This window comes from Comamonas sp. FG99, from assembly GCF_057808605.1.
Map to the genome: position 1 here is coordinate 36,394 of NZ_JBMDII010000013.1, position 13,195 is coordinate 49,588.

13 protein-coding genes are annotated in these 13,195 nt (G+C 69.1%); 4 read left to right on the forward strand and 9 right to left on the reverse strand.

Annotated features, from left to right (window positions below):
* Positions 1-3: 3 nt before the first annotated feature.
* Genes ACODRX_RS10790 through ACODRX_RS10805 form a run of 4 tightly spaced genes read right to left on the reverse strand, consistent with a single transcriptional unit; the run spans position 4 to position 4,150 of the window.
* Positions 4-1,611 (reverse strand): 5-oxoprolinase subunit B/C family protein, encoded by a 1,608-nt coding sequence (locus tag ACODRX_RS10790; RefSeq protein WP_488871582.1) that lies wholly within the window; start codon positions 1,609-1,611, stop codon positions 4-6.
* Positions 1,612-1,622: 11 nt separating this feature from the next.
* Positions 1,623-2,399, reverse strand: coding sequence for a LamB/YcsF family protein (locus tag ACODRX_RS10795; protein WP_488871493.1), 777 nt, complete (start codon positions 2,397-2,399; stop codon positions 1,623-1,625).
* A 13-nt stretch (positions 2,400-2,412) separates the two neighbouring features.
* Positions 2,413-3,369: a DUF979 domain-containing protein gene (locus ACODRX_RS10800; protein ID WP_488871494.1), complete on the reverse strand. Its 957-nt coding sequence runs from the start codon at positions 3,367-3,369 to the stop codon at positions 2,413-2,415.
* 43 nt (positions 3,370-3,412) lie between these two features.
* Positions 3,413-4,150: a DUF969 domain-containing protein gene (locus ACODRX_RS10805; RefSeq protein ID WP_488871495.1), complete on the reverse strand. Its 738-nt coding sequence runs from the start codon at positions 4,148-4,150 to the stop codon at positions 3,413-3,415.
* Positions 4,151-4,407: 257 nt separating this feature from the next.
* Between ACODRX_RS10805 and ACODRX_RS10810 the strand changes: the two genes are divergently transcribed.
* Entirely contained in the window at positions 4,408-5,070 is a 663-nt protein-coding gene (locus tag ACODRX_RS10810; RefSeq protein ID WP_488871496.1) for a GntR family transcriptional regulator, read from the forward strand.
* Between the two features lie 36 nt (positions 5,071-5,106).
* Here the strand turns inward: ACODRX_RS10810 and ACODRX_RS10815 are convergent, their stop codons facing one another.
* Positions 5,107-6,180 (reverse strand): XdhC family protein, encoded by a 1,074-nt coding sequence (locus tag ACODRX_RS10815; RefSeq protein WP_488871497.1) that lies wholly within the window; start codon positions 6,178-6,180, stop codon positions 5,107-5,109.
* Positions 6,181-6,471: 291 nt separating this feature from the next.
* On the opposite strand from ACODRX_RS10815, the gene ACODRX_RS10820 reads away from it, so the two are divergent.
* Genes ACODRX_RS10820 through ACODRX_RS10830 form a run of 3 tightly spaced genes read left to right on the forward strand, consistent with a single transcriptional unit; the run spans position 6,472 to position 9,483 of the window.
* Complete coding sequence (locus tag ACODRX_RS10820) at positions 6,472-7,950, forward strand: NCS1 family nucleobase:cation symporter-1 (protein WP_488871498.1); 1,479 nt, start codon at positions 6,472-6,474, stop codon at positions 7,948-7,950.
* Positions 7,951-7,959: 9 nt separating this feature from the next.
* The gene (locus ACODRX_RS10825; protein ID WP_488871499.1) at positions 7,960-8,697 is read left to right on the forward strand and encodes an aspartate/glutamate racemase family protein; all 738 of its coding nucleotides are present in this window, start codon (positions 7,960-7,962) and stop codon (positions 8,695-8,697) included.
* Between the two features lie 57 nt (positions 8,698-8,754).
* On the forward strand, positions 8,755-9,483 hold the full coding sequence (locus ACODRX_RS10830; RefSeq protein WP_488871500.1) for a GntR family transcriptional regulator: 729 nt from the start codon (positions 8,755-8,757) through the stop codon (positions 9,481-9,483).
* 103 nt (positions 9,484-9,586) lie between these two features.
* On the opposite strand, the gene ACODRX_RS10835 is transcribed toward ACODRX_RS10830, so the two are convergent.
* The 4 genes from ACODRX_RS10835 to ACODRX_RS10850 all read right to left on the reverse strand — a co-directional run bounded on the left by ACODRX_RS10835 (position 9,587) and on the right by ACODRX_RS10850 (position 13,132).
* The gene (locus ACODRX_RS10835) at positions 9,587-10,129 is read right to left on the reverse strand and encodes an SRPBCC family protein (RefSeq protein ID WP_488871501.1); all 543 of its coding nucleotides are present in this window, start codon (positions 10,127-10,129) and stop codon (positions 9,587-9,589) included.
* 35 nt (positions 10,130-10,164) lie between these two features.
* Positions 10,165-11,346 carry a vWA domain-containing protein gene (locus ACODRX_RS10840; protein ID WP_488871583.1) on the reverse strand — a complete coding sequence of 394 codons (1,182 nt, stop codon included), beginning with the start codon at positions 11,344-11,346 and terminating at the stop codon, positions 10,165-10,167.
* 2 nt (positions 11,347-11,348) lie between these two features.
* On the reverse strand, positions 11,349-12,251 hold the full coding sequence (locus ACODRX_RS10845; protein ID WP_488871502.1) for an AAA family ATPase: 903 nt from the start codon (positions 12,249-12,251) through the stop codon (positions 11,349-11,351).
* An 86-nt stretch (positions 12,252-12,337) separates the two neighbouring features.
* Complete coding sequence (locus tag ACODRX_RS10850; RefSeq protein ID WP_488871503.1) at positions 12,338-13,132, reverse strand: FAD binding domain-containing protein; 795 nt, start codon at positions 13,130-13,132, stop codon at positions 12,338-12,340.
* Between the last annotated feature and the right edge of the window lie 63 nt (positions 13,133-13,195).

The following is a 13,195-nucleotide window of genomic DNA, read 5'->3' on the forward strand; positions in this document are numbered from 1 at the left end:
CAGTCATCCTGCAATGTCGGCAAACGGCGCCAGCGGGTTGAAGCGGATCCACGCCCCCGGCGGGATCTGGCCGGCCAGGTCGAGGTGGTGCGGCGCCACGCAGCCGATCACCGGATAGCCGCCGGTGAGCGGGTGGTCGGCCAGGAACAGCACCGGCTGGCCGCTGGCGGGCACCTGGATCGCGCCCAGCGCGGTGCCTTCGCTGGGCAGCTCCTGCCCCTCGTGCGCGGGGCTGCGCGCCAGCGCGGTCTCGCCCGCCAGGCGCAGGCCTATGCGGTTGGACTGCGCCGTGACCTGCCAGCGCTGCGCGGCCAGCAGGGCCACGGCCTCGGGCGTGAACCAGTCGGTGCGCGGGCCCAGCACCACGTCGAGCGCGACGGTGTCGCCCACCTGGGGCAGCGGCGCCAGCGCGCTGTCGGGCTCGGCCACGGCCGCCGCGGGCTCCATGCCGGCCCGCAGCTGCTGGCCCAGGGCCAGCGCCGCCGGGCCCACCTTGGCCAGCGTGTCGGTGCTGGCGCTGCCCAGCACCGGATCGACCACGAAACCGCCGCGCAGCGCCACATAGCTGCGCAGGCCGGCGCCGGGCTCGCCCAGCGCCAGCACATCGCCGTCGGCCAGCGCCAGCGCCTGGTTGCGCGGCACCGGCCAGCACCGGCCGTCGGCCGTGCTGAGGGTGAGCGGGCCGCTGGCGCCGGTCACCGCCACCACGCAATCGCCGCTGCTGGCCAGCTGCAGCCCGCCGGCCAGCGCCTCGAGCACCGGCAGGCCGGCGGCATTGCCCACCAGGCGGTTGGCGCGGCGCATCGCGCCCTGGTCCATGGCGCCAGCGGCGGATACGCCCTGGCCGGCCCGGCCGGGGCGGCCGCCGTCCTGGAACAGGGTTTGCAGTCCCGTGGCGCGGACACTCAAAATGAGAGCATCTGGCGCCTTGTCAGCCTCTATTTCAATGTGATTTTTATCTGAAATCTTTGCAGACAAAGCGCCAGCAGCTATCTTTTTAGATGCAATATCCACAAAGCGCACGCGCATGCCCGGCTGCAGCAGCGCGGGCGGGTCGCGCTGCAAATCCCACATGCGCACATCGGTGCTGCCCAGCAGCTGCCAGCCGCCCGGGGTGGCATCGGGATAGACCGCGCTGAAGCCGCCGGCCAGCGCCACCGAGCCGGCCGGCACCCGCGTGCGCGGCGTGCTGCGGCGCGGCACCTGCAGGCTTTCGTGGCCGCCGCTCAGGTAGGCGAAGCCGGGCGCGAAGCCGGTGAAGGCCACGGTGTAGTCCTCTGCGGTATGGCGGCGGATGAGCTCGGGCACGGCTATGCCCAGCAGCGCGGCCACATCGGCCAGGTCTTCGCCGTCGTAGCGCACCGGGATCTCGACGCGCTCGCCGCCGCCGCCCTGGCGGGCCTGCACGCGCAGGCCTTCGATGGCGCGGCGCAGCGCGGCGGGCTGGGTCTGCCGGGGCTCGAAGCAGACCAGGATGGTGCGCGCGGCCGGCACCAGCTCGCTCACGCCGGCAGGCGGCTCGGCCTGCAGCGCCGCCAGCAGGTCCAGCGTGCGGGCCAGGTCGGGCAGCTCGACCAGCAGCGCGTTATGGCTGACGGGCAGAAAGCGCATCGGCATGGCGCTCATGCGCGCGGCTCCATGAAAGAGCGCACCGCCACGCCGTTGGCTTCGAGCAGCTTGCGCACCTCGCGCGCCATCTCCACCGCGCCGGGGCTGTCGCCATGCACGCAGATGGAATCGGCCCGCACGCGCACGGTGCTGCCGTCCACCGCCTGCACCGTGCCCTCGGTGGCCAGCTGCAGCATGCGCCGGGCCACCGCCTGGGCATCGTGCAGCACCGCGCCCGGCTCGCGGCGCGAGACCAGCGTGCCCTGGGGCGTGTAGCCGCGGTCGGCAAAGGCCTCCTCGATCACGCGCAGGCCCGCGTCGCGCGCCCATTGCACCTGCCTGGAGCCGGCCAGCACCACCAGGGCCAGGTCGCCGCCCACGGCCTTCACCGCCTCGATGACCGATTTCGCCTGCCGCTCGTCGTGCGCGATGGTGTTGTACAGCGCGCCATGCGGCTTGACATAGCGCACCTCGGTGCCGGCCGCGCGGGCCATGGCCTGCAGCGCGCCGATCTGGTAGATCACGTCGCCCACCAGCTCGGCATGCGGCACATCCATGGGGCGGCGCCCGAAGCCCACCAGATCGCGGTAGGCCACATGCGCGCCCACGGTCACGCCATGCGCCTTGGCCTCGCGCAGCGTGGCCAGCATCACGACCGGGTCGCCCGCATGGAAGCCGCAGGCCACGTTGGCGCTGCTGACGATGGACAGCATGGCGGCGTCGTCCCCCATGCTCCATGCGCCCAGGCTCTCGCCCAGGTCGCTGTTGAGATCGATCGCGGTAGTGCTCATGGTTGGTTTCCCCTCAACGGAACATCAGGAAGTTCAGCAGCAAGATATTGCAGATCAGGATGCCCAGCGCCGTCGGCACCTGGGCGCGGATCACCGCATTCTGGTCGGGCAGCTCCAGCAGCGCGGCCGGCACGATGTTGAAGTTGGCCGCCATCGGCGTCAGCAGCGTACCGCAGTAGCCCGAGAACATGCCGATCGCCGCCATCACCGCCGGGTCGCCGTGGTACACGCCCACCAGCACCGGCACGCCGACGCCGCCGGTCATCACCGGAAAGGCCGCGAAGCCGTTGCCCATGATGACGGTGAACAGCGCCATGCCGACCACGTAGACCGCCACGGCCACGAAGCGCAGGTCCATGTTGATGTAGGTGGTGGTCACATGGGCCACCGCCTTGCCCACGCCGGCGTCGGAGAACACCAGGCCCAGCATGCCCAGCATCTGCGGCAGCACCAGCGCCCAGCCCAGCGCGTCGATCAGCCGGCGCGATTCGCGCAGGCCCTGCACCGGCGTCTCGCGGGTGAGCCAGCAGGCCAGCGCCAGGCCGATCACGCAGCCCAGGCCCAGGCTCACCAGCGTGGCGTTCTTGGGATCGATCAGGAAGGCGCCGCCAAGCTTCACATCCTTGAGCAGCACGCTGCCGATCACCGTCACCAGCGGAATCGTCAGCGCCGGCACGAACAGCTTGTTGCCCAGGCGGCGCGCGCTGGCCTGGTAGTCGGCCTCGGCCCGCTCCACATGCTTGCCCGAGCCCACGCCCTTGCCCAGCACGATCAGCGCCAGCAGCACCACGCCGGCGCCCACCAGCTCGGGCGGCAACTGGTCGCCGATGAGGAACATCACCGCATACACGCCCCAGAACAGGCCGGTGCTCCAGCGCTTGGGGTTGCCCGCATCGAGCAGGTTGAACAGCGCGGCGCAGGCCAGCAGAAAGCCGGCCAGGTAGTACAGATGGTTGATGGAGAAGATCATCGTTGCACCTTGTGGTTATCGGTCGTTATCGGGCAGGGGATAGTCATCGGGCAAGGCTGGCGGCGGCGCCGCCGCCCTCCCCGGCCTGCCAGGCGCGCATGTCGCGCTCGATCGCGCGGTCCAGGCGCAGCAGGCGGGCGGAATGGATCAGGAAGGCGCAGATCGCGGTGGGAATGCCCCACAGCGCCACATGCAGCGGCTCCACATCGATGCCGGCCTCGTGCAGGAAGGTGGTCATCAGCACGATGGCGCCAAAGGCCACGAAGATGTCCTCGCCGAAGAACAGGCCCACGTTGTCGGTGGCCGCGCTGAAGGCGCGCAGCCGGTGGCGGATCGCGTCGGGCAGCTTGCCGTAGCGCGTCTCGGTCGCGCCCTCGGCCATGGGCGCCAGCAGCGGCCGCACCATCTGCGGGTGGCCGCCCAGGCTGGTCAGCCCCACCGCCGCCGTCAGCTCGCGCGCCGCCAGGTAGACGATGAGCAGCCGCCCCGCCGTCGCCGACTTGACCTTGCCGATCCAGTTCTGCGCATGCTGGCGCAGGCCGTGGCGCTCCAGCAGGCCGATCACCGCCAGCGGCAGGATGATGATGAGCGGCAGGTTGCGCGTCTTCACGAAACCGGTGCCGATGGTTGCGAGGATCTTCTGCACCGGGAAGCCCGCCACCGCCGCCGTCACCAGCGCGGTGGCCACGACCACCACAAACGGATTGAAGCGCAGCACGAAGCCCGCAATGATGACTGCCACGCCCACAAGGGGCCACAGATTGACCAGATGGGTATCCATATCGAATTCTCCTGAGCACCGCTTGCAACGCGGCGCGCCGACCAAGGAATGAAAGGCCTGGGCCTCTCTTTTGTTCAACAAACAATCTCAAGCATGCACTCAAATTGCCATTTTGTTCAACAATATTAGAATTTAGCCATACAAACATCCGCAAAACATCCGAAAAAACCCTAGTTTTTGTTCATCAGGCAAGATCGATGCCCTGGATTGGGCGCCGGTATGATGGCGGCGCCCCTTGCCACCGGAGATTCGCGCCCATGTCCGCCCCCACCCTGAACGACCGCGTCGCCGAACAGATCCGCCAGCAGATCGTGCGCGGCGAGTTCGAACCCGGCCAGCGCCTGTCGGAAGTGGCGCTGAGCGAAAGCCTGGAGATCTCGCGCAACACGCTGCGCGAGGTGTTCCGCCTGCTGACCAAGGAGGGGCTGCTGCGCCACGTGCCCAACCGCGGCGTGTTCGTGGCCATCCCCAGCATGGCGTCGATCATGGACATCTACCGCGTGCGCCGCATGGTCGAGTGCCAGTCGCTGGCGCAGGCGATACCGCAGCATCCGGCGCGCGAGCAGATGCGCGAGGCGGTGGCCGAGCAACTCCAGCTGCGCGAGGCAGGCCGGTGGACCGAAGTGGGCACCGCGAACATGCGCTTTCACAAGGGCGTGGTCGCGCTGGCCGACAGCGAGCGGCTGAACACCTTGTTCTCGCACCTCCTGGTGGAGCTGCGGCTGGCCTTTGGCATGCTGAGCAATGCCGAATTCCTGCACGCGCCCTACATCGAGATGAACGCCGCGATCCTCGAACGCTTCGAGGCCGGCGACATGGCCCGCGCCGCCGAGCAGATGCTCGACTACCTCAACCACTCCGAGCGCGTGGTGCTCAGCGTCTATGCGCGGCGCATGAGCGAGGCGGGGATGGAGCTGTAGGGGGGTCGAGCGCCTTGCGTTTTGCGGCTTTCGCGCCTAGCGCAACCCGCACACCAGCAGCCCCGGATCGTTCGGCGGCAGCTCGCGCTCGTTCTTGGCCTGGGTCACGTCCACGTCGCGCGGCAGCGCGACGCCGTTCTTCACCGCCAGGATCTCGGCCATCACGCTGACCGCGATCTCGGGCGGCGTCTTGCTGCCGATGTAGATGCCGATGGGGCCGCGCAGGCGCGCCAGGCTTTGCTCGGTCTGCTCGAAGTGTTCGATCATGCGCTGGTGGCGCGCCTCGTTGTTGCGGCGCGAGCCGATGGCGCCCACGTAGAAGGCCTCGGTCTTGAGCGCCTCCAGCAGCGCCAGGTCGTCGAGCTTGGGGTCGTGGGTGAGCGCCACCACGCAGCTGCGCCGGTCGGGCCTGAAGGCCAGCACCACGTCGTCGGGCATGTCGGCCACCACGGTGGCGCCGGCCACGCGCCAGGCGCCGCGGTATTCCTCGCGCGGGTCGCAGACGGTGACCGCGAAGCCCGAGAACAGCGCCATCGTGGCCAGGTATTCGGTCAGCTGGCCGGCGCCGATCAACAGCATGCGGTATTCGGGGCCGAAGGTGTTGGCCAGCTCGGTGCCCGAGAGCGCCAGCGCCTCGGGCGCGGCGGCCTCGGCGAGCTGCACCGCGCCGTCGGCCAGGCACACGCGGCGCTGCACCAGCCGGCCGGCCGCGAGCAGCCGCACCAGCTCGGCCAGGCTGGCCGCGTCGGGATCGTATTCGAGCAGCAGCTCCAGCGTGCCGCCGCAGGGCAGGCCGAAGCGGTGCGCCTCGTCGGCGGTGATGCCGTACTTGACGAAGCCGGGCGCGCCCGAGGGCATGGTGTGGGCGTTGCCGGCCTGCGCCGGGGCCGCCTGCGCATAGGCCTGCGTGAAGCGGTAGATCAGGTCGTCCTCGATGCAGCCGCCCGATACCGAGCCGACCACCGCGCCGTCCTCGCACAGCGCCATGATCGAGCCAATGGGCCGGGGCGATGAGCCCCAGGTACGCACCACCGTGGCCAGCAGCGCCCGCCGCCCGGCCTGGCGCCAGTCGCGCAACTGGCGCAGCACCATCACATCAAGGTTTTCCATAGCGTCACCGTACCGCAGACAGCTCCTATTGCATAGCCGTTGCAGCCTTCATTTGCCTCATTTTCAGCTACTCGTTTTATAGCTGAATGCGAAGTTTCCAGTATGGCACTTCCCATCTAAGGATTACCCTGCCTCAAGGGAATACCCCGACTTCCCGGCCATGCCGTGCACTTGTTTGAATCCTATTTTTGTATACAAATAACGTATCCATTAAATGCCACCTGTTCCATGCATTGCATGCCGGGCGGCCGGATCTGGTTCTTTGTGCAAGCCAACACACAGGAGACACCCATGAGCACCCTAGAGATGCCCGCCGATATGCCGCTGCCGGCGCACGGCGACCACGCCGACTCCAATGCGCTGATCAAGCCGGGCTACGACCCGGCGCTGACCAATGAAGACCTGGCCCCGCTCAAGCAGCAGACCTGGGGGCAGTACAACTTCTTTGCCTTCTGGATGGCGGATGTGCACAGCGTGGGCGGCTACATCACCGCGGGCAGCCTGTTCTCGCTCGGGCTGACGAGCTGGCAGGTGCTGGTGGCGCTGCTGGTGGGCATCGTCATCGTGCAGTACTTCTGCAACCTGGTGGCCAAGCCCAGCCAGGTGACGGGCACGCCCTATCCGGTGATCTGCCGCGCGGCATTCGGGGTGAAAGGCGCCAACATTCCCGCCATCATCCGCGGCCTGATCGCGGTGGCCTGGTACGGCATCCAGACCTACCTGGCGTCCGCCGCCTTCATGGTGCTGGCGCTGCACTTCTTTCCGCAGCTCGGGCCCTACTCGCTGGTGGAGCTGCACGGCTTCGCGGGCCTGTCCACGCTGGGCTGGGTGTCGTTCATGGTGATGTGGGTGCTGCAGGCCCTGGTGTTCTGGCACGGCATGGAGGCCATCCGCAAGTTCATCGACTGGGCCGGGCCCGGCGTGTACGTGGTGATGATGGTGCTGTGCGGCTGGCTGGTCTGGAAGGCGGGCTGGGAGAACATCGACCTGAACCTGGGCGGCGTGCGCTACCAGGGCTGGAACGCGCTGCCCGTGATGCTGTCGGCCATTGCGCTGGTGGTGAGCTATTTCAGCGGCCCGATGCTCAACTTCGGCGACTTCTCACGCTACGGCAAGGACTTCGGCGCCGTGAAGAAAGGCAATTTCTGGGGCCTGCCGGTGAATTTCGTGTTCTTCTCGCTGCTCACGGTGATTACCTCGGCAGCCACCGTTCCCGTGTTTGGCGAACTGGTCACCGACCCGGTGCACACCGTCAGCCGGATCGACAGCACCACTGCCGTGGTGCTGGGCGCGCTGACCTTCATGATCGCCACCATCGGCATCAACATCGTGGCCAACTTCGTGTCGCCGGCGTTCGACTTCTCCAACGTGGCTCCGCAGCACATCAGCTGGCGCACGGGCGGCATGATCGCCGCCGTGGGCTCGATCTTCATCACGCCCTGGAACCTGTATAACAACCCCGAGGTGATCCACTACACGCTGGACATCCTGGGCTCGTTCATCGGCCCGCTGTTCGGCATCCTGATCGCCGACTTCTACCTGGTGCGCAAGGGCCATGTGGTGGTCGACGAGCTCTACACTATGAGCCGCCAGGGCAAGTACTGGTACAGCAACGGCTACAACCAGGCCGCCGTCTGGACCATGGTGCCCGCGGCCATCGTCCCGATCCTGTGCGTCGTGGTGCCCGCGCTGCACGGCGCCGCCAACTATGCCTGGTTCATCGGCATGGGACTGGGCCTGGCCATCTATCCCATCCTCCACCGCAAATAAGAGAGCCGCATGCGCATCAAGATCATCAATCCCAACACCACCTGGAGCATGACCGAGAAGATCGGCGCCTGCGCCCGCGCCGTGGCGCGGCCCGGCACCGAAGTGGTGGCCGTGAGCCCGGCCATGGGGCCGGTCTCCATCGAGAGCCATTACGACGAGGCGCTGGCGGTGCCTGGCCTGCTCGCGGAGATCGCGGCCGGCGAGCGCGAGGGCTGCGACGGCTACGTGATCGCCTGCTTCGGCGATCCGGGCCTGCTGGCGGCGCGCGAGCTGGCGCGCGGCCCGGTGGTGGGCATCGCCGAGGCGGCGATGCACATGGCCAGTTTCATCGGGCGCAGCTTCAGCGTCGTCACCACGCTGGGCCGCACCATCGGCCATGCCTGGCACCTGGCCGAAGCCTACGGCATGCAGCGCTTTTGCGCCAACGTGCGCGCCTGCGAGCTGCCGGTGCTGGAGCTGGAGGAGCCCGGCTCGCGCGCGCGCGAGCGCATCGTCGAGGAGTGCCGCCGCGCGCTGGCCGAGGACGGCAGCGATGTGATCGTGCTTGGCTGCGCCGGCATGAGCGACCTGTGCGAGCACATCTCCAGGACGCTGGGCGTGCCCGTGGTGGACGGTGTGACGGCCGGCACCCAGCTGGTGGAGTCGCTGGTCGCGCTCAAGCTGGCCACCAGCAAGCACGGCGAGCTGGGCCGCCCACCGGCCAAGCCCATGGCCGGGCTGCTGCAGCCCTTTGCCCTGCAAGGCTAGCCGGGCGGGTGGCCCCGGCCATCTGCGTCACAATGCGGCATGCCCCGTCCACGCAAAATGCCTCCCGCTCCCTCGGCCGCCTCTGCCGAAGCCAGCGACACCGACCGCCAATCGGTCGAATCCATTGCCCAGGATATCGCCACGGCCATCCTTGAGCGGCGCCTGCCGCCAGGCACCTGGCTGCGCGAGGAGGCGCTGGGCCGGGTGTATGCCGTCAGCCGCACCAAGGTGCGCGCCGCGCTGGTGATGCTGGCCAAGGACAAGCTGATCGAGAACATTCCCGACAAGGGCTCTTTCGTGAGCCAGCCCAGCGTGGAAGAGGCCCGCGAGGTGTTCAGCGTGCGCCGCATCCTGGAAGCCGAGGTGGTGCGCCTGTTCATGGCGCGGGCCAAGCCGCGCGACTACCAGGTGCTGGCCGAGCATATCCAGTTCGAGCGCCAGGCACTGCACGTACGCTCCGCCAGCAGCACGGTGCGCGAGCGGCTGCTGGGCGACTTCCACGTGGTGCTGGCCGAGGCAGCGGGCAACCGCACCCTGTCCGACCTGGTGCGCGAGCTGGTGGCGCGCAGCTCGCTGATCGCCATGCTCTACCACACGTCCAACGACCCGCAGTGCTCCTCCGACGAGCATGAGGAGCTGCTGCAGCTGTGCCGCAGCGGCAATGCCGAGGCCGCGGTCGAGGGCATGCGCGCGCACCTGTCGCGCATCGAGGCCAGCCTGCAGCTGGAGTCACAGCCGCACAGCCGCCAGCGCGATCTGGTCAACGCGCTGCTGCAGCACGAGTAATTCCATTGCTAGACCATCCATGACTTTGTCGCTGTCGCCTTGCCTTGCCACAGCAATGTCTGCGGCTCGGCTTCGCGTCACGAATGATCTAGCAATGGAATAGCTAGTCTTTCTTGCCCAGCCCGATCTTCTTCATCAGCCCCGACACCATGCCCGCCTTGGCCTCGCCCTCGGCGGCCTCTTGCGGCTCGGGCTGCGGCCCATGGCGGCGCTGCATTTCCTGGTCGAAGCGCTTGAAGAAGTCCTCGGCCAGCGACTTGGCCGCGCCGTCGATCAGGCGCTGGCCGAGCTGCGCCACCTTGCCGCCGACCTGGGCGCTGACGCTGTAGGCCAGCTCGCAACCCTCGTCGTTGGGGGTGAGCCTGACCTGCGCGCTGCCCTTGCCGAAGCCGGCCGCGCCGCCCTGGCCGTCGAAGGCAATCGTGTAGCTGCTGGGCGCGACGATGTCCGACAGCGTGATCCGGCCCGAGAACTTGGCCGACACCGGGCCGATCTTGAGCGCCATGCCCACGGCGTACTCGTGCTCGCCGCTGGCCTCGACCTTGTCGCAGCCGGGGATGCAGAGCTTGAGCACCTCGGGGTCGTTCAGGGCATCCCAGGCCTGCTGTTGCGTGACGGCCAGCTGGCGGCTTGCTTGCATGTCCATGGTGGGGCTCCTTGTGGAAAAGATCCGGCCTGATGTCAATGGGGGGCGAGCAGCCGCCGCAGGCTGGCGGCCAGTGCTTCGAGGCTATCGAGGTTGTGCACCGCCAGCATGGCGTCGGCCTGGGCGTGCAGCGCGGCGGCGCCGCGCGCCAGCGGCGCATAGCCCTCGTAGCGCAGCAGCGGGTTGAGCCACAGCAGCCGGCGGCAGCGCCGGCGCAGCCAGGCGAGTTCGGCGTGAAGCTGCTCGGGCTCGCCGGTGTCGAGGCCGTCGCTGATGAGCAGCACCAGCGTGCGCCGGCCCACGAGGCGGCGCCCATGCCGCTCGCGCAGTTCGGCCAGCGCGGCGCCGAGCCGGGTGCCGCCAGCGAAATCGGCGATCCGCGCGCCGGCGGCCAGCAGCATCTCGTCCACATCGTGCAGGCGGAAGGCGGGGGTCAGGTCGCTCAGGCCGGTGCCGAAGGCGAACACATCGCGCCGCACGCGCCGGCCTTGCACGCTGTGCGTGGCGGCATGCAGAAAGGCCAGCAGCAGCCGCGCATAGCGCTCCATCGAGCCCGACACGTCGACCAGCAGCAACAGCGGCAGCGGCTGGCGGCGGCGCGCCAGCCGCGGCAGGCACAGCAGCTCGCCGCCGGTGCGCGCGGCCTGGCGCATCGCGCCGGGAAAGTACAGGCGCGCGCCGCGGGTGCCGGGGCGGCTGCGGCGGCCGGGCAGCTGCGGCACCGGCAGCGCCAGCTCGCAGGCCAGCCGGACGACGAGGCGGTATTCGCTGGCGCTCAACTGGTTGAAGTCGGCGTGCCTGAGGCGGCGCAGCTCGCTGGCGCTCATCGCGGCGTCGAAGCGCAGCTCTTCGTGCGCGGCCTCCTGGCGGCGGCGCGGCGGCGCCAGCGCCTCGCTCACGCGCGGCCGGCGCCGCGCGGGTTCGGCGCCGGGCGCCTTGGGCAACATCTGCGCCAGCAGCTTCTGGGCCAGCTCGGGGTTGCGGAAATAGGCGTCGAACAGCTCGCGGAAGACGCCCCGGTCCTGCTCGCGGCTGAGCAGCACGGTCTCCAGCGCCGCGCCCAGATCGCCGCGGTCGGCCACGCCCACGGCCTGCGCCGCATCCACGGCCAGCGCGATGCGGCTGGCGTCGGTCGGCACGCCGGCGCGGCGCAGCGCGCGGCCGAAGCCGAGGATGTTGCCGATCAGCTTGCCGGTGCGCGCGTCGCCGAGCTGCATGGTCACGCGGATTCGGGAGCGAGCAGCTGCGCGGCCAGATCGCGGGTGAGCGCGGCCACGTCCTCGCGCTGCTTGAACAGGATGCCGGCGGTGCTTTGTACCAGCTCGGGGTCGAGCGCCAGCGCATCCAGCGCCACCAGGGCCTTGGCCCATTCCACGCTCTCGGCGATGCCGGGGGCGCGCTGGAAGGCATGGGAGAAGGGCTGGCGCCGCAGCCGGCCGACGAAATCCGCCACCTGGGCCGACAGCGCGGCGCCGGCCTCGGGCACCTGGGCGCGCACGATGGCCAGCTCGCGTTCGCGCTCGGGGTAGTCGAGCCAGTGGTACAGGCAGCGGCGCTTGACCGCGTCGTGCAGCTCGCGCGTGCGGTTGCTGGTGAGGATGGTGACCGGCACGGCGGCCGCGCCCACGGTGCCGATCTCGGGGATGCTGACCTGGTATTCGCCCAGGTATTCGAGCAGAAAGGCCTCGAAGGGCTCGTCGGCGCGGTCCAGCTCGTCGATCAGCAGCACCGCGCCCGGCGGCGGCGCCTGCAGCGCCTGCAAGAGCGGGCGGCGGATCAGGTAGCGCTCCTGGTAGACCTCGCGCTCGATGGCGTCGGCATGCAGGTGCTGGGACTCGGCGGCGCGCATGTGCAGCAGCTGCGCGGCATAGTTCCATTCGTACAGCGCCTCGCGCAGCTCCAGCCCGTCGTAGCACTGCAGGCGCAGCAGCGCGCGCCGCAGGGCCTGGGCCAGCGCCTTGGCCAGCTCGGTCTTGCCCACGCCGGGCTCGCCTTCGAGCAGCAGCGGGCGCTGCAGCCTGAGCGCGAGGAAGACGGCGGTGGCCAGGCGCCGGTCGGCGTAGTAGCCCACGCCTTCCAGGGCCCAGGCCGTGGCGTCGATCGAGTCGAAAGGTGCGTTCATCAAAACCATAGCTGCTTGCGCTTGACAGGCGTGGCTTTCAAATAGTTTTCATATTAAAATCCATACCCAACAAGCGCTAAAAGCTCCTATTCTTGAAGCATCCGAGCCACCGCCCGCTGGGTCTGCACGCTGATCAGGTTGGCGCGGTAGGCGGCCGAGGCGTGGATGTCGCTGCTCAGTTCGCTGGCGTCGATAGGCACCGCGGCGGCGGCCTCGGGCGTGAAGCTCTGCGCCAGCGCCGCCTCCAGCCCGGCATGGCGGAACACGCCGCTGCCGCCGCCGGTGACGGCCACCCGCACAGCTTGCGCCGTTTGCGCCACGAAAACACCGATCAGCGCGAAACGCGAGGCCGGCTGCTTGAACTTGAGGTAGGCCGCGCGCCGCGGAATGGGAAAGCGCAGCGCGGTGATGATCTCATCGTCGGCCAGCGCGGTGGTGAACATGCCCACGAAGAAGTCGTCGGCCGCGATCTCGCGCCGCGTGGTGAGCACGGTGGCGCCCAGGCCCAGCACCGCGCTGGGATAGCAGGCGGAGGGGTCGTTGTTGGCCACCGAGCCGCCCAGCGTGCCCATGGCGCGCACCTGCTTGTCGCCGATGTGCGCGGCCAGATCGGCCAGCGCGGGGATGGCGGCCTGCACCTCGGGGCTGGCGGCCACGTCGGCATGGCGCGTCATGGCGCCTATCACCAGCGCATCGCCATCGCGGCGGATGCCGGCCAGCTCCTTGAGCCCGCCCAGGTCGGCCAGCGCCTCGGGGCTGGACAGGCGCAGCTTCATCGAGGCCAGCAGGGTCTGGCCGCCGGCCAGCAGCTTGGCGCCGCCGGCGGCGAGCTTGGCGGCATCGGCCAGCGAGGCGGGGCGTTCGAAGTTGAATGCATACATGGCTTGCTCCTGAATTAACTCACAGCGCAATGCGTTAATCGCATCGCCTGAAACCGGCACGGC